Origin of the sequence: Bacillus suaedaesalsae (genome assembly GCF_016890225.1) — a bacterium.
Lineage (GTDB): Bacteria > Bacillota > Bacilli > Bacillales > SA4 > Bacillus_BS > Bacillus_BS suaedaesalsae.
The window spans coordinates 50,214-74,376 of record NZ_JAFELM010000031.1 but is presented as its reverse complement, the minus strand read 5'-3'; the positions used below and the strand labels follow the sequence as shown (position 1 = coordinate 74,376).

Genomic DNA, 24,163 nt, shown 5'->3' with positions numbered 1-24,163 from the left:
ACAAAGTTTGTTTGAAATATGGAATTATACTATTCATGCTTTTTTAGGAGTGATTATGTTGGAATATGTTATTGAGATGCTCAATATTCGTAAAGAGTTCCCAGGCATCGTAGCGAATGACAACATTACATTAAGACTGGCAAAAGGTGAGATTCATGCTCTTTTAGGGGAGAATGGAGCCGGGAAATCGACGTTAATGAATGTTCTATTTGGCTTGTATCAGCCTGAGAAAGGTGAAATTCGCGTTAATGGAAAACCTGTTAAAATTACAGATCCAAACGTAGCGAATGAACTAGGAATTGGGATGGTTCATCAACATTTCATGCTTGTTGAGAACTTTACGGTTACTGAAAATATCATCCTTGGAAACGAACCTACGGCTAGCGGACGTATTAACATCGCTAAGGCGGCTGAAGAGGTTCAAAAAATCTCTGAGCAATATGGATTAAAAGTAGATCCATATGCAAAAATTGAAGACATTTCTGTTGGTATGCAACAACGAGTGGAGATTTTAAAGACGTTATATCGCGGTGCAGAAATTTTAATATTTGATGAACCGACAGCGGTATTAACACCACAAGAAATATCAGAATTAATTCAAATTATGAAGAAGCTTGTGAAAGAAGGAAAATCGATAATTTTAATTACGCATAAGCTAAAAGAAATTATGGAAGTGTGTGACCAGTGTACAGTTATCCGTAAAGGACAAGGAATTGGTTCGGTTACCGTTTCTGAAACAAATCCAGACCAATTAGCTGAGATGATGGTAGGACGTGCGGTTAACTTTAAAACTGAAAAAACAGAAGCAAAAGTTGGAGACGAAGTTTTAAAGATTGAAAACTTAGTCGTTAATGATGCTAGAAATGTACCAGCGGTAAATGGCTTAAGCTTAACGGTAAAGCGCGGTGAAATATTAGGTATTGCCGGAGTTGATGGTAACGGTCAAAGTGAACTGATTGAGGCAATTACCGGTCTAAGAAAAGTGAATGCTGGATCAATTGAATTAAAAGGCACAAACATTGCGGGACTAACACCGCGTAAAATTACTGAAACGGGTATAGGGCACATACCACAAGACCGTCATAAACACGGCCTAGTCCTTGATTACTCTATTGGTGAAAACATGGTGTTACAAACATACTACCAACAACCGTTCTCTAAAAGTGGGGTCTTAAACTTTAAAGCCATACATGAAAAAGCTAAAAGTTTAATAGCAGAATTTGATGTTCGTACACCGAGCGAAAATACGCCTGCTCGTGCATTATCGGGAGGGAACCAACAAAAAGCAATTATTGCACGTGAAGTTGACCGCAGTCCAGATTTATTAATTGCTGCTCAACCTACTCGTGGCTTAGACGTAGGGGCAATTGAATTTATTCATTCTAAATTAATTGAAGAACGAGATAAAGGAAAAGGTGTTTTACTAGTTTCCTTAGAACTTGATGAAGTATTAAATGTTAGTGACCGTATTGCCGTCATCTACGAAGGTAAAATTGTTGATATCGTAGATCCAAAATTAACGAACGAACAAGAACTAGGTAAGTTAATGGCAGGCGGTAAGAGAAAGAGAGAAGGTGACGCATGATGCAAAAAATGATGAAAAATGAGCGTTTCTTTCATATTGCAGTTCCAATTTTTGCTGTAATTTTAGGATTATTAGTTGGGGCAATCATCATGCTTATAAGCGGATATAACCCTATACTAGGCTATGTATCATTATTAGATGGGATTGTTGGGGATTCTTATCAAATTGGTGAAACAATTCGTGCAATGACTCCTCTTATCTTATCAGGATTAGCTGTAGGCTTTGCCTTTAGAACTGGCTTATTTAATATTGGTGTTGAAGGGCAATTACTTGTAGGGTGGTTAGCATCTGTATGGGTAGGTATTGCATTCGATCTACCGGCTATCATTCATATTCCATTAGCTATCCTGGCTGCTGCACTAGCAGGTGCTTTATGGGGATTCATTCCTGGCTTACTAAAAGCAAAGCTTAAAGTTCATGAAGTAATTGTAACAATTATGATGAACTATATTGCTTTACACGTAACGAATGCTTTAATCAGAACATATTTACTTGTTCCAGGTGAAAGAACAGGTACGATTAATACTAGTGCGTCATTAGCTTCTGATTTCTTAATGCAATTAACTCAATACTCTCGTCTTCATTATGGAATAATTGTTGCAATTATAGGTGCAATCATTATGTGGTTCCTTTTAGAAAGAACAGCAAAAGGATACGAGTTAAAAGCAGTAGGATTTAATCAGCATGCATCACAATATGCAGGTATGAGCGTTTCTAAAAACATCATCCTGGCAATGGTGATTTCAGGTGCCTTTGCAGGTACGGCTGGAGCAATGGAAGGTCTAGGAACATATCAGTATATGACCATTAATGGTGGCTTTACTGGTCAAGGATTTGATGGAATCGCGGTTGCTTTATTAGGTGCAAACAGTGCATTAGGTATTATTTTTGCATCTCTATTATTTGCAGGCTTAAAAATCGGTGCTCTAACAATGCAATCAGCAGCAGGAGTGCCAACAGAATTAGTAGAAATTGTTATTGCCTTAATTATCTTCTTTGTTGCTTCAAGTTATATTATTCGTTGGTTGTTTACGCGTTTTAGTAAGGAGGGGAAATAGATGAGTTTTCTTGATATTTTAGCGATCATCATTCCAGCAGCAATATACTCTGCTGCCCCTTTAATCTTAACTGCACTTGGTGGAGTATTTAGTGAAAAATCTGGTGTCGTTAACATTGGTTTAGAAGGACTTATGCTTTTCGGAGCATTTATCGGTATATTAACAACATTATTTACACAGGCTGCATTAGGGGATGTTGCTCCATGGATTGGAATTCTAATTGCCGGAGTAGTTGGTGGGCTATTTGCATTAATTCATGCGGTAGCGACCATTTCCTTTAAGGCTGACCAAACAGTTAGTGGTGTTGCCATAAACTTCTTGGCTGCTGGTCTTTCAGTATTCTTAATTAAGTTAATATTCAACAAAGGTCAAACAGACTTTATCGATAACCGTATTTACAAAAGTGATATTCCAGTTCTATCTGATATACCTGTGCTTGGGAAAATATTCTTCTCGAATATTTATATTACATCATACATTGCAATCTTTTTAGCAATTGTCGTGTGGTATGTGATCTATAAGACTCCATTTGGTCTTCGTTTACGTGCCGTTGGGGAGCATCCAATGGCTGCAGACACAATGGGTATTAAAGTTAATAGAATGCGTTATATCGGTGTTATGCTTTCTGGTGTATTTGCTGGTTTTGGAGGAGCTGTATATGCGACTTCCATTTCAGGTAACTTCGCTGCAGGTACAATTTCTGGTCAAGGATTTATGGCACTAGCAGCGATGATCTTTGGTAAGTGGCATCCACTTGGAGCAATGGGAGCAGCTTTATTCTTCGGGTTAGCTCAATCATTAAGTATCACGGGTGAATCAATTCCAGTACTACAAGAAATTCCTAAAATTTATTTAACGATTGCTCCTTATGTATTAACAATCCTTGCTCTTGCTGGATTTGTTGGTAGAGCAGAAGCTCCTAAAGCATTAGGAACTCCTTACGAAAAAGGAAAGCGTTAATTTGAGAACCTCAGTTTCTACTGAGGTTTTTTCTTTTTCATTTTGAGAATAGGATGACCTGTCGATGAGTATTGTTTAAGTTATGATTCACTAAATCCTTTCACTTGTAAAAAATTCCTTTTTATCGATATAGTGGTTATAGTTTAAATTTACGTAGAAAAAGAAACACTATTCTGTAGGCGAACCTACCAAAAGGAGGTAATGAAGGTGAAGCTTGATAAAGAAAAATCAGAAGTGATTAAAGGAATGACAGTTCACGTTGTAGATACAAAAAAATACAAAACAAATAGCATTGTTTTAAAAATGAGAGCTCCTCTAGCGAAAGAAGATGTAACAAAACGGGCGTTATTGCCGTATGTGTTACAAAGTGCGACCGATAAATATCCAACAACTTCAGCATTACGTACGTATTTGGATGAGCTTTATGGAGCGTCGTTGCAAGTGGATTTATCCAAAAAAGGTGAGTACCATATTATAACGATACGTATTGAAGTAGCGAACGAAAACTATTTATCAGATCAAACTCCACTCTTAGAACAAGCACTTGGTCTCTTGGCTGACGTATTACTTCGCCCGGCAACGGAAGGAAATTCATTTGTTTCTTCGATTGTTGAACAAGAAAAAAGATCTTTAGTTCAACGAATTCAATCCGTATTTGATGATAAGATGCGATATGCAAGTCTACGTTTAGTTGAGGAAATGTGTAAAAATGAACCATACTCCCTTCATGTAAATGGGATAAAAGAAGATGTGGAGTCAATAACGGCAGAATCATTGTATGCTTATTATAAAAAAGCATTAGCAGAAGATCGAGTTGATTTATATGTTGTTGGAGATATAGATAGTGATTCATTAACAGACAAGGTTTCAAGTATGTTCCAATTGAAAGAGCGTAATCCAATCACAATTGCAGATAATCATCATTCAATCGAGAAAGAAAATGAAGTGATTGAAGAACAAGACGTAAAACAAGGAAAGTTAAATGCAGGTTATCGAACTAACATTACGTATGATGATGCTGATTACTTTGCATTGCAAGTAATGAATGGTATATATGGTGCATTTTCTCATTCAAAGTTATTTATAAATGTAAGGGAAAAAGCAAGCCTTGCTTATTATGCAGCTTCACGAGTTGAAAGCCACAAAGGTCTGCTCATGGTGATGTCAGGAGTAGATGCAAAAAACTATGAACAAGCCGTGACGATTATTAAAGAACAAATGGATGCGATGAAAAAAGGTGACTTCACTGACAAGGAAATTGAACAAACAAAGGCTGTAATTAAAAATCAAATACTTGAAACCATTGATACTTCAAGAGGGTTAATTGAGGTGTTATATAATGATGCAATGGCCAAAAAATCATATCCAGTTGATGTATACTTACAACAAATCGATAGCGTTACAAAAGAGGATATCGTAAAAGCGGCTGAAAAGATTGAACTAGATACGATCTACTTCTTAAAAGGAAAGGGGGAGGCGTAATGGAAAAGGTGATTTTTGAACAACTAAAGGAAGAGCTATACTATGAGACGATGGAAAATGGATTAAAGGTATATATTCTTCCGAAAGAAGGCTTTAACAAAACATATGCGACATTTACTACGAAGTACGGATCCATTGATAATCGATTCAATCTGCCAGGTAAAGATGAGCAAGTCCATGTACCTGATGGAATCGCTCACTTTCTAGAACATAAGTTATTCGAAAAAGAAGACGGAGATGTCTTTCAACAATTCAGTAAGCAAGGAGCTTCAGCGAACGCATTTACATCTTTTACAAGAACAGCATACTTGTTCTCGAGTACTTCGAATGTAGAATTGAATCTTGAAACGTTAGTAGATTTTGTTCAAGAACCATATTTCACGGAGAAAACAGTCGAAAAGGAAAAAGGAATTATCGGACAGGAAATTACAATGTACGATGATAATGCAGACTGGAGATTGTATTTCGGACTTATTCAAAATATGTTTAAAAATCATCCTGTCGCAATTGATATCGCCGGAACAATTGACTCTATTGCAAAAATTACAAAGGATATGCTTTATACATGTTATGAAACGTTCTACCACCCAAGTAATATGCTTTTATTTGTCGTTGGTCCAGTTAACCCTGAGCAAATCATGAAACAAATTCGTGATAACCAAGCGAAAAAGGATTTTACGAAACAACAAGAAATCCAGCGCTTTTTCGATGATGAGCAAGAATCTGTGGCTGAAAAGAAAACTATCCTGAAAATGTCAGTACAATCATCCAAATGCTTAGTAGGTCTTAAGGTAAAGAATGCAGGTAAATCAGGTGAAGAATTATTACGTAATGAACTTGCGACAAATGTATTATTAGATATGTTGTTTGGAAAAAGCTCGAAAAATTATGAACAACTATATCAATCAGGTCTTATTGATGAAAGCTTTGCTTATGACTATACAGAAGAGTACGAGTTTGGCTTTGGATTAGTGGGTGGAGATACAATGAAACCCGATGAGTTAGCCGATACCCTTTCTAAGATGCTTTTAAATTATAGTGGTACAATTTCTGAAGAGTATTTAGAAAGAGTAAAGAAAAAGAAGATTGGTTCATTCCTACGCGCATTGAACTCCCCTGAATATATTGCAAATCAATTCACGAGATATTCGTTTAATGAGATGAACATGTTTGACGTCGTGAAAGTGTTAGAGTCGCTAACGATAACGGATATTGAAAAGAGTGCAAAAGATCTAATTGCTGAAGAAAGAATGACGGTATGTCAAGTTGTTCCTAAGTAACTTGACAATAGTTGAAGAAGAGAAGGACAATACAAATGTCCTCTCTTTTTTCGTTTGAGGAGATTATAGTAAAAGAGGTAATAAATAAATGAACAGTAAAACTGCCTTATTAACGGGAGCTAGTGGTGGAATCGGAAAAGCAATTGCTTTTCAATTACTCAACCAAGGATATAAATTGTATTTGCATTATCACAGGAATATAAAACACCTAGAGGAAATAGCCAATGAATTTGGTAACGAAAGAATCACACTTGTAGGAGCAGATTTATCAAAGCCAGATGGTGTTCAAAAACTTTTGTCTCAAATTCATGATCCGATTGATGATGTCATCTTAAATAGTGGAAATAGCTATTACGGTTTAATGACCGATATGACTGAAGGGGAAGTTATAGAAATGGTGCAGCTCCACTGTACAAGTCCATTTTTGCTAACCCAGTCACTTCTACCGTCAATGGTTAAAATGAAAGCTGGAAATATCGTCTTAATCACTTCTATTTGGGGCGAAGTTGGAGCATCCTGTGAAGTTCTATACTCAATGCTAAAAGGCGGTCAAAATACGTTTGTAAAAGCATTAGCAAAAGAAGTAGCACCTTCAAATATTCGAGTGAATGGAATAGCTCCAGGAGCAATTAATACGAACATGCTTCAACATCTAGGGGAAGAAGATAAAATGTTATTAGAACAAGATATCCCGATGGGAAGAATGGGATATCCAAACGAAGTAGCTAACGTAGTTACATTTCTCTTATCAGATCAGGCATCTTATATAAATGGGCACATTGTTTCAGTCAACGGAGCATGGTATACATAGCAGCATAGTTTAGCATGTTGTATAATTTTTTTTGAAACAGACAAAATAACTCTGTACCAATCTTAAGGAGGGAACTTTATGTCTGTTTTAGATAACTGGGAACAATGGAAAGACTTTTTAGGTGATCGCTTACACCATGCTCAAAACGAAGGTATGGAACAAAGCACAATTAATGATCTCGCTTATCAAATTGGTGGATACTTAGCTAAGCAAGTAGACCCAAAAAATGAGCAAGAAAAAGTTCTTGCTGACCTTTGGAGCGTTGCAACTCCTGAAGAACAACATGCAATTGCGAATATGATGTTAAAATTAGTACAAAATGATGGTACTCGCTAAAAAGAGGGAATTTCCCCTCTTTTTTTTATTTTCTTCAAAATAGGTACGAGAAATGGACATCAATGATAAAATACATGTAAAAAAGCTGTAGATGTCGTAAATTGTTCCCTACCAGACTTTCATATTAAAATAAAATGCTTTATTATAGACTTACAAAGGAACATTTTGGCTAATATGGAGGTATAGGCTTTCATATTATAGTTAAGATGTGTGAGGAAATTATGATATGAAAGGTGGATGCCTACGTGGGGAAGAAGGAATGGTATTTAGAATATGAAATACATATTAACCGACCTGGACTGTTAGGTGACATCTCTTCATTGCTTGGCATGCTTTCCATTAATATTGTGACCATTAATGGTGTTGAAGATATGAGAAGAGGTATGCTGCTTTTATCGGATAATGAGGAACAAATCCTCAGACTTGAATCAATTTTACGAACAATGGATAATATAACCGTTACAAAGCTTAGGGAGCCTAAACTTCGTGATCGCCTGGCTGTTAGACACGGAAGATATATCCAAAGAGATGCTGACGATAAAAAGACATTTCGCTTTGTAAGAGATGAACTTGGTTTGCTCGTTGATTTTATGGCTGAATTGTATAAGAAAGAAGGTCATAAGCTAGTCGGAATACGAGGGATGCCACGAGTTGGGAAGACAGAATCTGTCGTAGCAGCTAGTGTATGTGCAAATAAGAAGTGGTTATTTGTATCTTCTACTTTATTAAAACAAACAATTAGAAGTCAGCTTATCGAGGATGAGTATAACGAAGAAAACTTATTCATCATTGATGGAATTGTCTCAACACGAAGAGCTAATGAACGACACTGGCAACTGGTTAGGGAAATTATGAGACTACCTGCAACAAAAGTAGTTGAACACCCAGATATATTTGTTCGTGAAACAGAATATACGTTAGATGATTTTGACTATATTATTGAGCTTCGAAATGATCCCGATGAAGAAATAACGTATGAAGTAGTAGAACAACAACAAATGCCCAGTGATGCATCATTTTCAACCTTTGATTTTTAATATGTATAATTATAGTTAAAAAAGCAATTTAGATGGTAGGTGTAATCATTGACTGAAGTAGGACAACGTCTTAAAGAGGCGAGAACAGAGAAGAATCTTTCACTAGAGGAACTCCAAAATATCACCAAAATTCAAAAAAGGTACTTACAGAATGTTGAAGAAGGAAATTTTGATGCTTTACCAGGTGTATTTTATGCTCGTGCATTTGTGAAACAATATGCAGAAGCAGTGGGTCTAGATCCTGAAATGATCTTTGAGGAATATAAGCACGAAATTCCTAGTACTCAAAAGGAAGCAATTCCAGAACATCTTTCAAGAGTAAAGCGGACAAGAGATGAAGTGAATGCTTCAACATCGAAAGTATTTCAAATTTTTCCCAAAGTGTTAGTAGCTGTTGTTATTATTGGTATTGCCATAACAGTATGGACATTATTGCAAAATTCTCAAAATAATCAAGTGCAAGAATCGCCTAAAACAGAGACACAATCTTCTGAAATTGAAAAGAATAATAACGATCCATTAAAGACTGCTGCAAAAGAAGAGAAGGAAGATAAAGAAAAGGAAAAACAGGAAGATGATACTGATCAAGTAGCATCTACTGGAGAAGAGGCTGATGAAGATCAGGTTAATGCTGAGGATGAAGTTCAATTCACTCAACAGATTCATTTAGTTCAATCAACAGGTAAAAACTCAACCTATACTTTATCGAATACAGATAAATTTGTTGTAGAAGTTTCTACAACAACTGAAACATGGCTAGACTTGAAAAACGGAAAGAACAAAAAGTTCTACAGTGCTTTGTTAAATAATAAGGAAACGGATGATATTCCGAATGTAACATCTTATGATTTTACAAATGAAGAAGTAGCTGTTATTAGACTTGGCTATGCAGAAACTGCAACAATAAAAGTTAATGGTCAAGTAGTGGAAATTCCAAAGGAACCAAAAAGCGTTCAAAATATCACCATAAACTTCCAAAAGGAAGCTGCCCAATAATTTTTGAAAAACGCCCACTAAAATTGTGGGCTTATTTTCATGTTTTGTGGCAAAATGGAAGTAAGGAGGCATACATATATGAATTTACCTAACAAAATCACAATCTCACGTATTTTTTTAATTCCGTTGTTTTTAATTGTCATGCTCGTGCCATTTTCATGGGGAGACTTACAAGTAGGAGATTATAGCCTACCAGTTACACACCTAGTAGGTGCTATTATATTTATAATTGCATCTTGTACAGATTGGATAGATGGTTATTATGCAAGAAAACTTAATCTAGTAACGAATTTAGGGAAATTTTTAGATCCACTAGCAGATAAGTTACTTGTTTCAGCTGCACTTATTACATTGGTTGAATTGCAATTAGCTCCTGCTTGGATGGTTATTGTTATCATTAGTAGAGAATTTGCTGTAACAGGACTTCGCCTGGTGTTAGCAGGTGAAGGAGAAGTAGTGGCTGCAAATATGCTAGGGAAAATTAAAACGTGGGCTCAAATTATTGCAGTTTCAGCACTATTACTACATAACCTGCCATTTGAATTGGTGAATATTCCGTTTGCGATGATCTCGCTATGGATTGCTGTTATTTTCACTATTTACTCTGGATGGGATTATTTTGTGAAAAACAAAGATGCTCTTTTAAGATCGAAATAATGTAGCTAAAGCGAGGTATTGTTCATGAATGCAGAGATTATTGCAGTTGGCTCTGAATTATTACTCGGACAAATAGCAAATACAAATGCTCAATTCCTATCCAAGCAGTTCGCTGAAATCGGGGTAAATGTGTATTATCACACGGTTGTGGGAGATAACCCGGATCGCCTAAAAAAAGCCATAAACGTTGCACAAACTCGTGCCGACTTATTAATCTTCACCGGCGGTCTTGGTCCTACAAAGGATGACTTAACGAAAGAAACAATCGCTTCAGTGCTTGAGAAAAAATTACGTATGGATCAAGAAGCGCTAGAATCGATTGAGGATTATTATCGTAAAGTAAACAGAGCGATGTCTGAAAATAATAAAAAACAAGCACTCGTTTTAGAAGGTTCTATCGTCTTGCCAAACAAAAATGGAATGGCACCGGGTATGTTCCTTTCTATAAAAGAAATGAACTATATGCTGTTACCAGGACCTCCAAAAGAGATGCAGCCAATGTTTCTTGAGTTTGGCAGACAAGCCATTCTACAGGAAATGAAAATTATCGAAGTAATTGAATCTCGTGTTCTTCGCTTTTTCGGAATTGGAGAATCACAATTAGAGACAGATATAGCAGATTTAATAGATTCACAGACGAATCCAACCATTGCACCTTTAGCTGGAGAAAATGAAGTAACACTCCGATTAACTGCAAAACATTCAACGGTAGAAAGGGCAACAACTCTTCTGGATGTAGTTGAAAAACTAATCCAAGAACGTGTTGGTCAGTTTTTCTTTGGTTATAATGATACAACTCTGCCTAATGAAGCAATGAAAGTTTTAAAGGAAAAGAAACTAACTATTTCTAGTGCAGAGAGTTTAACGGGAGGTTTGTTTTCTCAGTATTTAACTGCAATTAAAGGTGCTTCAAGTGTTGTTCAAGGTGGAGTGGTTTGCTATTCGAATGAATCAAAACGTTCTATCTTACATGTTTCAAAAGCTACTCTTGAAAACGATGGGGCGATTAGCGAGCAATGTGCTAGCGAGCTTGCTTTAAATGTGAAAAGGCTGATGAATACAGACATTGGGATTAGCTTTACAGGAGTAGCGGGACCAGACACTTCTGAAGGAAAACCTGTTGGTACTGTTTATATTGGCATTGCACTTCCTAATGATAATGTGAAAATATATCCGTTATCGTTAGCTGGTAGCCGTGAAAATATAAGAGAGCGCTCTGTTAAATATGGATGTCAGTATTTAATAAAAGAAATTTTAAATCAATAAAAAATAATTTAATCACTATAAAGTTAAAGGAAAATTCCATTTCTCTCACAAGGAAATGGAATTTTCCTTTATATTTACCAAATAAAATAACCGAATAAGTGTTCTACTTTTTACTTGGCAAATGACGAAAAAAAGGGTATAGTAGATAATAGTTTCATAGTTAAGGGAGGAAATATGGTGAATAATCGTCAGGCCGCGTTAGAAATGGCATTAAAACAAATAGAAAAGCAATTTGGTAAAGGCTCCATTATGAAGCTTGGTGAACAAACAGATCGTAGAATCTCAACTATTCCTAGTGGTTCATTAGCTTTGGATGTTGCATTAGGAGTTGGAGGATATCCAAGAGGACGTATTATCGAAATTTATGGTCCTGAATCTTCTGGTAAGACGACTGTTGCTCTTCATGCAATCGCAGAAGTTCAACAAAAAGGTGGACAAGCTGCGTTTATCGATGCTGAACATGCACTGGATCCAGTATACGCACAAAAGCTTGGTGTTAACATAGATGAATTATTACTTTCACAACCTGACACTGGAGAACAAGCATTAGAAATCGCTGAAGCATTAGTTCGTAGTGGTGCCGTTGATATTCTTGTAATTGACTCAGTAGCAGCACTTGTGCCAAAGGCTGAGATTGAAGGGGAGATGGGAGATTCACACGTTGGTCTTCAAGCTCGTCTAATGTCACAAGCATTACGTAAACTTTCAGGTGCAATTAACAAATCCAATACAATCGCGATTTTCATCAACCAAATTCGTGAAAAAGTTGGGGTTATGTTCGGAAACCCAGAGACAACTCCAGGTGGTCGTGCGTTAAAGTTCTACTCATCTGTTCGATTAGAAGTTCGTCGTGCTGAAGCATTAAAGCAAGGAAATGACATTGTAGGTAATAAGACAAAAATTAAAGTTGTAAAAAATAAAGTAGCTCCTCCTTTCCGCGTTGCTGAAGTAGATATCATGTATGGAGAAGGAATTTCAAGAGTTGGAGAAATAGTAGATATGGCTTCCGACCTTGATATTATTCTAAAGAGTGGAGCATGGTATTCATATAATGAAGAGCGTCTTGGCCAAGGGCGTGAAAATGCAAAGCAATTCTTAAAAGAAAATGCTGAAATTCGTTTAGAAGTCCAACAAAAAATCCGTGATCACTACAAACTTGATGAAGTGAATACAGTAGAAGAAAATAAAGATGAAATATTCGACTTATTGGACGAATAGGCTTCGACTATAAACGTGATAATGAAAGAAAAGGAGCTTAATGCTCCTTTTTTTCAGTTTAAGAAAAGTTTAAAATTCTATCTTATGTATTGATGTATTCTTAATCTAGCTCCAGCACCAAGCCCCTCCTGGATATTTGCTATGCCCGAATCTAAACGCGGGGCCCTGAACTTTTTGTTCGTATAGAACTGTTAAAGTACAGAATTTGGCTATATGTTGATTGTTATCGAAGGTGCGAGAATCCTGCGGGACTCACCGACGTCCGTGGTATCCGGTGAGTGTCTTCCATTAAACGTTATTGTTTTAACAGCCCCTTTTGTATAATAAAACCTTGGTATAGTCATACTTGACTAAGCTAAAAAGAGAAAGAAATTTCTTATTCTCAGAGAATTGGGACAACCCTTGACAATAAATTTTTCCAACTATACAATAAAAATGTATATTTTTATATCTTATTAAAATTGTAAGATGCGAAATTACGCAATTTGAAACCCAATGTTCAAAAAAACAAATGAGCATCTACTACTGAGTAGCACCATTTAACAGCATGCTATTTGCTTATTCATTTGTTAGCTACTATTGAACGAAACTCGAATTATATAATTGGTATGTCATGTGCTAGCCGATTATAGTATTCAACTATTATAAGAGTTTGTTCAAATACGAGGTTATTAGCTAATAATGTTATAGGTCGTAATCTTTAAGTCACCTTGTTCTTATGAGGGGTACATGAAACGATACGCACATTACTGATTAATATCAGTGAAGTAACCAACGCATAGATGGGCTATATTCTCGATCGTTTGAACATCTCTAAAGCAATGGAGGTGAAATGATGAATACTATCGCTACTATCATCTCCATTTTGCTAACCGCGATCATTAGTGCAGTTGTTGGATATTTTGTTCGAAAATCTATTGCAGAAGCGAAAATTGTAGGAGCAAGAGGCTCCGCAGAGCAAATCGTCGAGGATGCAAAACGTGAAGCCGATGCGTTAAAGAAAGAAGCATTGTTAGAGGCGAAGGATGAGATTCACACTCTTCGTACTGACGCTGAACAAGAAATTCGTAATCGTAGAAACGAACTTCAAAAGCAGGAAAATCGATTATTGCAAAGAGAAGAGAATCTTGATCGTAAAGATGATACGTTAAACAATCGTGAATCGATGCAAGAAAAGAAAGAACAATCGCTTGTCCAAAAACAACAGCAAATTGAAGAGATGGAAAGCAAAGTGGAAGAGATGATAAAGAAGCAGCAAACTGAGCTTGAACGCATCTCTAGCTTAACTCGCGAAGAAGCTAAGAATATTATCATTGAAAAATTAGAGAATGAATTAAATCACGAAATTGCAATGATGATTAAAGAAAGTGAAAATCGTGCAAAAGAAGAATCTGACAAGAAGGCAAAGGAAATCCTTTCTCTTGCGATTCAACGATGTGCGGCTGATCATGTTGCTGAAACGACTGTCTCCGTTGTAAACTTACCAAATGATGAGATGAAAGGTCGTATCATCGGTAGAGAGGGTCGTAATATTCGTACACTTGAAACGTTAACAGGTATTGATCTCATCATTGACGACACACCAGAGGCTGTTATTTTATCAGGATTTGATCCAATCCGTCGTGAAACTGCGCGTATTGCCCTGGATAAGTTAGTTCAAGATGGACGTATTCACCCAGCACGTATTGAAGAAATGGTAGAAAAATCCAGACGTGAAGTGGATGAATATATACGTGAAGTGGGCGAACAAACTACATTTGAAGTTGGCGTTCATGGACTACATCCGGACTTAATTAAGATTCTAGGTCGCTTAAAATTCCGTACAAGCTACGGTCAAAACGTTCTCAAGCATTCAATGGAAGTTGCTTATCTTTCTGGTTTAATGGCTGCTGAATTAGGTGAAGACGAAATGCTAGCTCGTCGTGCTGGTTTACTTCACGATATCGGTAAGGCAATTGACCATGAGGTAGAAGGTAGCCACGTTGAAATTGGGGTAGAACTTGCTACTAAGTATAAAGAGCATCCAGTTGTTATTAACAGTATAGCTTCCCACCATGGTGATACAGAGCCAAAGTCAATTATTGCAGTTTTAGTTGCTGCAGCCGATGCATTATCAGCGGCAAGACCTGGTGCAAGAAGCGAAACGTTGGAGAATTATATTCGTCGCTTAGAAAAGCTTGAAGAGATTTCTGAATCCTATGAAGGTGTGGAGAAGTCATTTGCAATACAAGCTGGACGTGAAGTACGTATATTAGTAAAACCAGATACGGTTGATGATGTACATGCTCATCGCTTAGCAAGAGACATTCGAAAGCGTATTGAAGAAGAACTGGATTATCCAGGACATATTAAAGTAACAGTTATTCGTGAAACGAGAGCTGTGGAATATGCAAAATAAGGCGGCGATTATTCGTCGCTTTATTTTTTTATTTGCTGAATTAAAGTACAATGTGAATGTAGTGGAAGGTGTCATCGACTGAAAAGCGTGGACATCGCAGAAATCAACATTATTGTTTTACACAGTTTCTTTAATTAAGTCATTATTAGTAAGGGTGTCGTACATATTATTAAGGTAGATTACATAGTAGAGCAAGGAAAGGAATTACAATTATGAGAATATTATTTATAGGTGACGTTGTAAGTTCCCCAGGAAGAGAAATGGTCCAGCAATACTTACCACAATTGAAGGCAAAATATAAACCGACGATTTCCATAATTAACGGTGAAAATGCGGCAGGCGGTAAAGGGATAACGGGGAAAATTTATCGACAATTTTTAGAATGGGGTGCAGGGGCCGTTACACTTGGAAACCATTCGTGGCATAACAAAGAAGTATTTGAGTTTATTGACGAAGCAAAATATTTAGTAAGACCTGCTAATTTTCCTGAAGGTAATCCTGGGGTAGGCATAGTATATTTGCAAGTAAATGGAACAGAGGTTGCAGTTATTAATCTACAAGGTAGAACGTTCTTACCTGCAATTGATTGTCCCTTTAGAAAAGCAGATGAGCTTGTTGAGCAAGCGAGAAAGCGTACACCATTTATCTTCGTTGACTTTCATGCAGAAGCAACAAGTGAAAAGCAAGCGATGGGATGGTACTTAGATGGTCGTGTGTCAGCAGTAGTTGGTACACACACACATGTGCAGACAGCTGATGAACGTATTCTATCCAAAGGAACTGCCTATGTAACGGATGTGGGTATGACAGGACCATATGATGGGATATTAGGGGTAGAAAAAGAAGCAGTATTAAAAAAGTTTTTAACCGAGTTACCAGTTCGGTTTGAAGTGGTGAAAGAAGGAAGAAACCAATTAAACGGTGTAATAATAGATTTAGACCCTAAAACAGGGATGGCTAAATCAATTTCACGTCTATTAATTAATGATGACCATCCGTTTTTCTCTTAAACTTCCCCTTATTTAGAATTTTTAGAAAAATTACATTAAACAAGCAGGAATACACGAAGTTCCTCGTGAATATAGTATCAGTGGAATGATATTTTACTAACTGTTCTATTGAACTTACATCATTTACTGAAATGTACAAGGAGGAACTAGAAATGGAAATTTTAAAGGTTTCAGCAAAATCTAATCCAAATTCTGTAGCTGGTGCCCTAGCAGGTGTTCTAAGAGAACGTGGTGGCGCAGAAATCCAAGCAATCGGTGCTGGGGCGCTTAACCAAGCGGTGAAGGCGGTTGCGATTGCAAGAGGATTTGTAGCTCCAAGTGGAGTAGATCTTATTTGCATCCCTGCTTTTACAGATATTATGATTGATGGCGAAGAGCGTACGGCAATTAAATTAATTGTTGAACCAAGATAATGCTTATCTTTATTGATTTTCATACATTCAACCTGTTTGCTTCAATGCGAGCAGGTTTTCTTTTATGCAATTAGTATTATAGGTTAAAAGGGTAGGGAGAGTTTAAAAAGTAGCTTCTAAAACAGGAGGAGTAAAAGTGAAGGTATTCGATGCTCATTGTGATGTTTTGTATAAACTTTGGATGAATCCAAATCTAGACTTCGAGAACGATCCACAGCTACATACTAATTTAAATCGTCTAAAAGAAGGACAAGGTAAGGTACAGTTAATGGCACTTTATATTCCAGAAGAGGTGAATTATGAGAACCGTTTTGAAGTTGCCTTAGAAATGGTAAATCTTTTTCACGAAAAAGTATTGAGTGTTCATAAAGAAGTGAAACAAGTAAAAACAAAAAAAGATATTGAGAAGCTAGGTGATGATGACATTGGCGTAATGCTGGCTTTAGAGGGTTGCGATGCCATTGGCACGAGTCTCACTAGATTAAGAACGTTATTTCATCTAGGAGTTAAATCAGTAGGCTTAACATGGAATTATAGCAATGCTGTTGCAGACGGAATATTAGAGCCGCGTGGAGCTGGATTATCGTTATTTGGAAGGAAGGTTGTGGAAGAGAATAACCGATTCAAAGTATGGACAGATGTTTCACATCTATCAGTTAAAGGATTTTGGGATGTGTTAGAACTAGCGGAATATCCCATTGCATCTCATTCTAACTCGATATCACTCTGTAACCACCCTCGAAATTTAGCAGACGATCAAATAAAGGCCTTAATTGAAAAAGATAGCATGATAGGAATAAATTTCGTTCCGTATTTTTTATCTGAAAAAGAACAAGCAACCATTAAAGATGTTTTAAATCATCTTGAATATATTTGCGCACTGGGTGGAGAAAATAATGTAGGCTTTGGTTCAGATTTTGATGGAATATCAAGCACTGTGGTGGGGTTAGAGAATTATTCTAAATATGAAACGTTGATAGAAGTGCTTTTGAAACATTATAGTAGTGTACAAGTTGAGAAATTTATTTACCAGAATTTTTTGAATCATCTTCCTGAATAATCAGTAAAAAAATAATTATTACAAAAAATAAAAAAAATATTCATATTTTCGTCAATAATTGACGTCAAAGGGTTGCTTTTTTTAAAGGTTAGGTCTAGAATTGTAAGCGTTTAGTACATAATTAATTAGGGCTTTTATTTAGAGTATCTATTAATAAAGTGCTAAACTAAAAGTGTGTTCAAAAAGTTGCCAGTTGTGATAAAAGGCAAAATCTTTTGCATGTTGGCGACTTCTTATAAGTGACAAAAGATACTCTTATCTATAAAACGTAAGTGTGGCTTGGACTTTTTGAACATCTCTAATACTATAATTTGATAGAAGTAACGGAATCCAAAGGGGTGTAGTACACATGATCAATCAACTTTCATGGAAAGTTGGAGGACAGCAAGGGGAAGGTATTGAAAGTACAGGTGAAATCTTCTCAATTGCATTAAATCGTTTAGGTTATTATTTATACGGGTATCGCCATTTCTCTTCTCGTATTAAAGGTGGTCATACTAACAATAAAATTCGTGTAAGCACGACTCAAGTTCGTTCAATTTCTGATGATCTTGATATTTTAGTAGCATTTGACCAAGAAACAATTGATGTGAACTTCCATGAATTACGTGATGGTGGGATTGTTATTGCAGATGCAAAATTCGAGCCGACTATTCCTGATAGTTCAACAGTAACGCTATATTCAGTTCCATTCACTGAAATTGCAACAGAACTAGGTACTTCTTTAATGAAGAACATGGTTGCGATTGGTGCAAGTAGTGCAGTTATGGATCTTGACATTAATGTCTTCAAAGAAGTAGTTCAAGAAATCTTTGGACGTAAGGGTCAACAAATCGTTGATAAGAATATGGAAGCCATTCAAAAAGGATTTGAATTTGTTACGAGCCAAGCTGGTGACAACATGCAAACAATGAAGCTTGAAAAAGCTGATGGCAAAAAACGTCTATTCCTAATTGGTAACGATGCAATCGCTATGGGTGCTTTAGCAGGTGGAGCTCGCTTCATGCCGGCATATCCTATTACACCAGCATCAGAAATTATGGAGTATTTAATTAAAAAACTTCCTAAGTTCGGTGGAACTGTTATCCAAACAGAAGATGAGATTGCAGCATGTACAATGGCAATCGGTGCGAACTACGCTGGTGTTCGTGCATTAACAGCTTCTGCTGGTCCTGGTTTATCTTTAATGATGGAAGCAATCGGGTTATCTGGTATTACAGAGCAACCATTAGTAATTGTTGATACGCAACGTGGAGGTCCTTCAACTGGATTACCTACGAAGCAAGAGCAATCTGACTTAATGGCGATGATTTATGGTACACATGGTGAAATTCCAAAAGTGGTAATGGCACCAAGTACAGTTCAAGAAGCATTCTATGATATTATCGATGCATTTAACATTGCAGAAGAATATCAAGTACCTGTAATCCTTTTAACTGACCTTCAATTATCATTAGGGAAGCAAACAGTTGAACCGTTAGAGTATGATAAGATTGAAATTCGTCGTGGTAAGCTTCAAACTGGAGAACTGCCAGAAATCGAAAACAAAGAATACTTTAAGCGTTACGAAGTGACAGAAGATGGGGTATCACCTCGTGTAATCCCTGGTATGAAGCATGGAATTCACCACGTAACTGGTGTAGAACATGATCAAACAGGTAGACCATCAGAGTCAACTTCGAACCGTGATGATCAAATGGATAAGCGTATGCGTAAGCTAGATAACATTAAATTCAACACTCCTGTTCATGTAAATGCAACACATGAAGAAGCTGATTTACTTCTTGTAGGTTTTAACTCTACTCGTGGGGCGATTGAAGAAGCGATGGGTCGTTTAGAAAATGACGGAATCAAAGTAAACCATGCACATGTACGTTTACTACACCCATTCCCAACGGAAGAAATTCTTCCATTAGTAAAGTCTGCTAAAAAGGTTGTTGTTGTTGAGAATAATGCAACTGGTCAATTAGCAAACATTATGAAAATGAACGTTGGTTACGGTGAAAAGATTTCATCTCTATTAAAATATAACGGTGATCCATTCCTACCTAAAGAAGTTCACAACAGAAGTAAGGAGATGTTATAAAAAATGGCAACATTTAAAGATTTTCGTAACTCTGTAAAGCCAAACTGGTGCCCTGGTTGTGGAGATTTCTCAGTTCAAGCGGCAATTCAACGTGCGGCTGCAAATGTAGGGTTAGAGCCAGATGACTTAGCTGTTGTTTCAGGTATCGGATGTTCTGGTCGTATTTCTGGATACATTAATGCTTACGGCTTCCATGGAATTCACGGTCGTTCTCTGCCAATTGCACAAGGTGTGAAAATGGCAAATAAAGACTTAACTGTTATCGCTTCTGGTGGTGACGGAGATGGATTCGCAATCGGTCTAGGTCATACAATACATGCAATTCGTCGTAACATTGATGTTACGTATATTGTAATGGATAACCAAATCTACGGTTTAACAAAAGGTCAAACATCACCTCGTAGTGATGTAGGCTTTAAGACGAAGAGTACACCACAAGGTTCAGTTGAATCTGCTCTTTCTGTAATGGAAATGGCATTGACTGCTGGTGCTACGTTCGTTGCTCAAAGTTTCTCAACAGACTTAAAAGAGTTAACTGCTTTAATCGAAGCAGGTATTAACCATAAAGGTTTCTCTTTAATCAACGTATTCAGTCCTTGTGTAACATACAACAAGGTGAACACTTATGATTGGTTCAAAGAAAACCTAACTAAGTTAAGTGATATCGAAGGATATGACCACAACAACAAGTTAGTAGCAATGCAAACATTAATGGAAAATAAAGGTCTTGTAACAGGTCTTATTTATCAAAATGTTGAGCAAAAGTCATACCAAGAATTGATTTCTGGTTACAGTGAACAACCACTATCAAAATCAGATCTTGATTTGTCTGAGGATCAGTTTAACGATCTTGTAGCAGAATTCATGTAATATAAAAAGCCATTTCTCCACAGTGAGAAATGGCTTTTTTATCAGTTTGAATCATGAAAGAGATAAACAATGAACCTCAAACACTTTTATTCGCATTTTATACTAAAAAGATGTACAATTTTCTACAAATCCTGATTTTCATTGTCTAAAATAAGCTAAACCTATATACTATGGTAATGTGTGATATTTTTTATTCATTTATTATTGAATAGGCTAATTTATGTACGAAGTGGTAGCTACTGGTGTTTTGTTGTAGATGGCGATTGCCTTTAAAACAAGTCAACAAAGCCTAGAGAGAAGATGAAAATAGGTACAGTAATTTGGAAGGAGTCATGTTAATGAACGAAAAACAACGTCTCGAAACGAGTCAAGTACAAGCAAAAGATTCATCGGACAAAAAATCCGACAAGGACTATAGCAAGTACTTTGAAACTGTATATATTCCGCCTTCATTAAAGGAAGCGAAAAAGCGTGGAAAAGAAGAAGTAAAGTATCACTCTGACTTTGGTATTCCAGAAGAATTACTAAGTATGGGAAATGGACGTAAGTTTTATATTCGTACGTATGGATGTCAAATGAACGAGCACGATACAGAGGTTATGGCAGGTATTTTTATTCAATTAGGATACGAGCCAACTGATAATCGTGATGAAGCTGATGTTATTTTACTGAATACATGCGCAATCCGTGAAAATGCAGAAGATAAGGTTTTTGGTGAACTTGGTCACTTAAAGCCGCTAAAAATGGAAAAACCAGATTTATTAATTGGGGTTTGTGGATGTATGTCTCAAGAGGAATCTGTTGTGAACAGAATTCTTCAAAAGCACCATTTCGTTGATATGATCTTCGGAACTCACAACATTCACCGACTGCCACAAATTTTAAATGAAGCCTATATGTCTAAGGAAATGGTTGTAGAAGTTTGGTCTAAAGAAGGAGACGTTATTGAAAACCTCCCAAAGGTACGTAAAGGAAGTATTAAGGGCTGGGTAAACATTATGTACGGCTGCGATAAGTTCTGTACGTATTGTATCGTTCCTTATACGCGTGGGAAGGAAAGAAGTCGTCGTCCTGAAGATATCATACGTGAAGTACGACATTTAGCCTCTCTTGGCTACCAAGAAATTACTCTTCTTGGTCAAAACGTAAACGCGTACGGTAAAGATTTTGAAGATTTGACGTATGGACTAGGTGACTTAATGGACGAGCTACGTAAAATTGATATTCCGCGTATCCGTTTTACAACGAGCCATCCAAGAGACTTTGATGATCGCTTAATTGAAGTGTTAGGTAAGGGTGGAAACTTGTTAGACCACATTCACTTACCTGTTCAATCAGGAAGCTCGGAAATATTAAAGCTAATGGCTCGAAAATATTCACGTGAGCATTACCTTGAGCTTGTAGGTAAAATTAAAGAAGCAATGCCTAATGCTTCTTTAACGACAGATATAATTGTTGGATTCCCAAATGAAACAGATGAACAATTTGAAGATACACTTTCTTTATATCGTGAAGTAGAGTTTGATTCAGCCTACACGTTCATCTATTCTCCACGAGAAGGCACTCCAGCGGCGAAAATGGAAGATAACATTCCAATGGAAGTCAAAAAAGAGCGTCTACAACGCTTAAATAGCCTTGTAAACGAGATTTCTGCGAAGAAATTAAAAGAGTACGAAGGAAAAGTTGTTGAAGTACTTGTTGAAGGTGAAAGCAAAAACAATCCCGAAGTTTTAGCAGGCTATACGGAGAAAAGTAAGCTTGTTAACTTTAAAGGTCCTAAATCATCGATTGGTAAGATCGTGAAAGTAAAAGTAATCAAAGCAAAAACATGGACACTAGATGGTGAAATGGTAGAGGAAACGGTTGAGGTGAACTGAGATGACAACATATTCAAGAACAGAAATAATTAATCGTGCAAAAGATTTAGCAAAAATGATTGCAGAAACAGAAGAAGTGGATTTATTTAAACGTGCAGAAGAGCTTATTAACCGAAATCAAAAAGTGCAAGAAATGATTTCTCAAATTAAAGCACTTCAAAAACAAGCAGTTAACTATCAGCATTATGGAAAGACAGAAGCTCTAAAGAAGGTTGAAGAGAAAATTGATGCACTTCAAGATGATTTAGATAACATTCCAGTTGTTCAAGACTTTAAAACTTCTCAATTAGATGTAAACGATTTATTGCAGCTAGTTGCATCAACAATTTCAAACACAGTAACAGATGAAATTATTGAATCAACTGGTGGAGATTTATTAAGAGGCGAAACTGGTTCTAAAGTAAATGGGTCAGGCGGTAGCTGTGGAGACGGTTGCGGCTGTCATTAATAGAACATGAAGGAAGACGTGGATGAGTCCACGTCTTTTTTATTAGCTTATCAGCATTTATATCCATAATTCTGATAAGCATAAAAAAGACTAAGCTATCACCAGCGTCCAAGGACTTGGTGATAGCTTAGTCTTTCTAATCATTATGTAGACAAGCGATATGTATTTCTTTATTTCACTTCCTGCATCCGAAATGTGTTGTCCTACAAATAAAATATTCACTTATCACAGTTTTTAGGTACATATCTGGGCTACTGTGCATAGAATGAACTATACCGCCTAATTACGCTCGATTAAGAACTTTTTTCTTTTTCTTAGAAAAATTGTAGCACACTAGTCATTTGTCACGCATAGGATGAAATGAAGATTGAATTGAGGAGGGTTTGTTCTTATGTCCCAATACAGAGAGATTATTACAAAGGCTGTCGTTGGAAAAGGAAAGAAATTCACACAGTCCACACATACGATTTCACCTTCGCATAGACCAACAAGCATTTTAGGGTGCTGGGTCATCAACCACGTATATGATGCAGAAAAATGCGGAGATGTAGTCGAAGTAGAAGGTAAATATGATATTAACACTTGGTACTCTTACAACGACAATACAAAGACAGAAGTTGTCACGGAAACAGTATCATACAAGGATGTAGTAAAGCTACGCTATCGCGATGAAAACTTCTTTGGTGATGATCATGAAGTAATTGCAAGAGTAGTTCAGCATCCAAATTGTCTAGAAGCAACAATTTCTCCTAACGGAAACAAAGTAGTTGTTCAAGTGGAAAGAGAATTCCTTGTTGAAGTAATTGGAGAAACAAAAGTTTGTGTACATGTAAGTCCTGACGCATGTGACGAATCAGATTGGGATTGCGATGTTGAGGAAGAAGATTTCGAAGATCTAAATCCAGATTTCATATTAGGCGATGAAGAGTAATCCATAACTAGGGAGTCCTACTTCCTAGTTTTTTTTGTTGTTTTTTGGCTAGATAAAATGTCGTTCCATTCTGCTCTAAACACTTGCTTTCCGTTGGGATAAATAGGAGATTATTTTCACTATTATGAAAAAAATCTATCGCCTCGATGTCGCCTATGGGGCCATAGATCTTTTCACTATTTCCCACAGGAGTAAAGTGTCTTTCGCTTCATATGTTAGAGAAATTAGGTTATATTGAAAGGCTGTTTTCGCATACTTTGTTGCTATTTTTACAAAAAAAGAATTTATTTTAGGTCCGTTGATTTCCGCTTCAGGCACACGCTTTCCGCGGGGAGGGACGTGAGCCTCCTTCGGCTTCGCCTGCGGGGTCTCACGATTCCCTCT

20 protein-coding genes and 1 pseudogene are annotated in these 24,163 nt (G+C 36.7%); all 21 read left to right on the top strand.

What is annotated here, in order from left to right:
- Positions 1 to 58: 58 nt before the first annotated feature.
- Positions 59 to 1,585, top strand: a complete 1,527-nt coding sequence (locus JR050_RS11995) for an ABC transporter ATP-binding protein (protein ID WP_204203957.1) — start codon at positions 59 to 61, stop codon at positions 1,583 to 1,585.
- Positions 1,585 to 2,643 (top strand): ABC transporter permease, encoded by a 1,059-nt coding sequence (locus JR050_RS11990; protein WP_283244078.1) that lies wholly within the window; start codon positions 1,585 to 1,587, stop codon positions 2,641 to 2,643. The genes JR050_RS11995 and JR050_RS11990 overlap by 1 nt, the downstream gene beginning before the upstream one ends.
- Complete coding sequence (locus JR050_RS11985; RefSeq protein WP_204203735.1) at positions 2,644 to 3,603, top strand: ABC transporter permease; 960 nt, start codon at positions 2,644 to 2,646, stop codon at positions 3,601 to 3,603. It abuts the gene before it with no gap.
- Positions 3,604 to 3,849: 246 nt separating this feature from the next.
- Entirely contained in the window at positions 3,850 to 5,085 is a 1,236-nt protein-coding gene (yfmF, locus tag JR050_RS11980) for an EF-P 5-aminopentanol modification-associated protein YfmF (RefSeq protein WP_430392883.1), read from the top strand.
- On the top strand, positions 5,085 to 6,365 hold the full coding sequence (gene yfmH, locus JR050_RS11975; RefSeq protein ID WP_204203733.1) for an EF-P 5-aminopentanol modification-associated protein YfmH: 1,281 nt from the start codon (positions 5,085 to 5,087) through the stop codon (positions 6,363 to 6,365). Before yfmF ends, yfmH begins: the two co-directional genes overlap by 1 nt.
- 88 nt (positions 6,366 to 6,453) lie before the next feature.
- Entirely contained in the window at positions 6,454 to 7,176 is a 723-nt protein-coding gene (gene ymfI / locus JR050_RS11970; protein ID WP_204203732.1) for an elongation factor P 5-aminopentanone reductase, read from the top strand.
- 78 nt (positions 7,177 to 7,254) lie between these two features.
- A complete protein-coding gene (locus JR050_RS11965) occupies positions 7,255 to 7,512 on the top strand; it encodes a DUF3243 domain-containing protein (protein WP_149219152.1) in 258 nt (85 codons plus the stop codon).
- 245 nt (positions 7,513 to 7,757) lie between these two features.
- On the top strand, positions 7,758 to 8,549 hold the full coding sequence (locus JR050_RS11960; RefSeq protein ID WP_204203731.1) for a DUF3388 domain-containing protein: 792 nt from the start codon (positions 7,758 to 7,760) through the stop codon (positions 8,547 to 8,549).
- 48 nt (positions 8,550 to 8,597) lie between these two features.
- The gene (locus JR050_RS11955) at positions 8,598 to 9,545 is read left to right on the top strand and encodes a helix-turn-helix domain-containing protein (RefSeq protein WP_204203730.1); all 948 of its coding nucleotides are present in this window, start codon (positions 8,598 to 8,600) and stop codon (positions 9,543 to 9,545) included.
- A gap of 78 nt (positions 9,546 to 9,623) precedes the next feature.
- Positions 9,624 to 10,202, top strand: a complete 579-nt coding sequence (gene pgsA, locus JR050_RS11950; protein WP_204203729.1) for a CDP-diacylglycerol--glycerol-3-phosphate 3-phosphatidyltransferase — start codon at positions 9,624 to 9,626, stop codon at positions 10,200 to 10,202.
- A 24-nt stretch (positions 10,203 to 10,226) separates the two neighbouring features.
- The gene (locus JR050_RS11945; RefSeq protein WP_204203728.1) at positions 10,227 to 11,468 is read left to right on the top strand and encodes a competence/damage-inducible protein A; all 1,242 of its coding nucleotides are present in this window, start codon (positions 10,227 to 10,229) and stop codon (positions 11,466 to 11,468) included.
- A 177-nt stretch (positions 11,469 to 11,645) separates the two neighbouring features.
- A complete protein-coding gene (gene recA, locus JR050_RS11940; RefSeq protein ID WP_204203727.1) occupies positions 11,646 to 12,686 on the top strand; it encodes a recombinase RecA in 1,041 nt (346 codons plus the stop codon).
- 835 nt (positions 12,687 to 13,521) lie between these two features.
- A complete protein-coding gene (rny, locus tag JR050_RS11935) occupies positions 13,522 to 15,084 on the top strand; it encodes a ribonuclease Y (protein ID WP_430392882.1) in 1,563 nt (520 codons plus the stop codon).
- A gap of 212 nt (positions 15,085 to 15,296) precedes the next feature.
- Positions 15,297 to 16,094: a TIGR00282 family metallophosphoesterase gene (locus tag JR050_RS11930; protein ID WP_204203725.1), complete on the top strand. Its 798-nt coding sequence runs from the start codon at positions 15,297 to 15,299 to the stop codon at positions 16,092 to 16,094.
- Between the two features lie 152 nt (positions 16,095 to 16,246).
- On the top strand, positions 16,247 to 16,507 hold the full coding sequence (gene spoVS, locus JR050_RS11925) for a stage V sporulation protein SpoVS (RefSeq protein ID WP_007202614.1): 261 nt from the start codon (positions 16,247 to 16,249) through the stop codon (positions 16,505 to 16,507).
- A gap of 136 nt (positions 16,508 to 16,643) precedes the next feature.
- Positions 16,644 to 17,567 carry a membrane dipeptidase gene (locus JR050_RS11920; protein ID WP_204203724.1) on the top strand — a complete coding sequence of 308 codons (924 nt, stop codon included), beginning with the start codon at positions 16,644 to 16,646 and terminating at the stop codon, positions 17,565 to 17,567.
- A gap of 349 nt (positions 17,568 to 17,916) precedes the next feature.
- Positions 17,917 to 19,670, top strand: a pseudogene (locus tag JR050_RS11915) (2-oxoacid:acceptor oxidoreductase subunit alpha).
- Complete coding sequence (locus JR050_RS11910) at positions 19,657 to 20,523, top strand: 2-oxoacid:ferredoxin oxidoreductase subunit beta (RefSeq protein ID WP_204203722.1); 867 nt, start codon at positions 19,657 to 19,659, stop codon at positions 20,521 to 20,523. Before JR050_RS11915 ends, JR050_RS11910 begins: the two are co-directional and overlap by 14 nt.
- 338 nt (positions 20,524 to 20,861) lie before the next feature.
- The gene (gene miaB, locus JR050_RS11905; protein ID WP_204203721.1) at positions 20,862 to 22,400 is read left to right on the top strand and encodes a tRNA (N6-isopentenyl adenosine(37)-C2)-methylthiotransferase MiaB; all 1,539 of its coding nucleotides are present in this window, start codon (positions 20,862 to 20,864) and stop codon (positions 22,398 to 22,400) included.
- A 1-nt stretch (position 22,401) separates the two neighbouring features.
- Positions 22,402 to 22,848, top strand: a complete 447-nt coding sequence (locus JR050_RS11900) for a YlbF/YmcA family competence regulator (RefSeq protein ID WP_204203720.1) — start codon at positions 22,402 to 22,404, stop codon at positions 22,846 to 22,848.
- Positions 22,849 to 23,239: 391 nt separating this feature from the next.
- Positions 23,240 to 23,779 (top strand): outer spore coat protein CotE, encoded by a 540-nt coding sequence (locus tag JR050_RS11895; RefSeq protein ID WP_204203719.1) that lies wholly within the window; start codon positions 23,240 to 23,242, stop codon positions 23,777 to 23,779.
- Positions 23,780 to 24,163 lie beyond the last annotated feature (384 nt).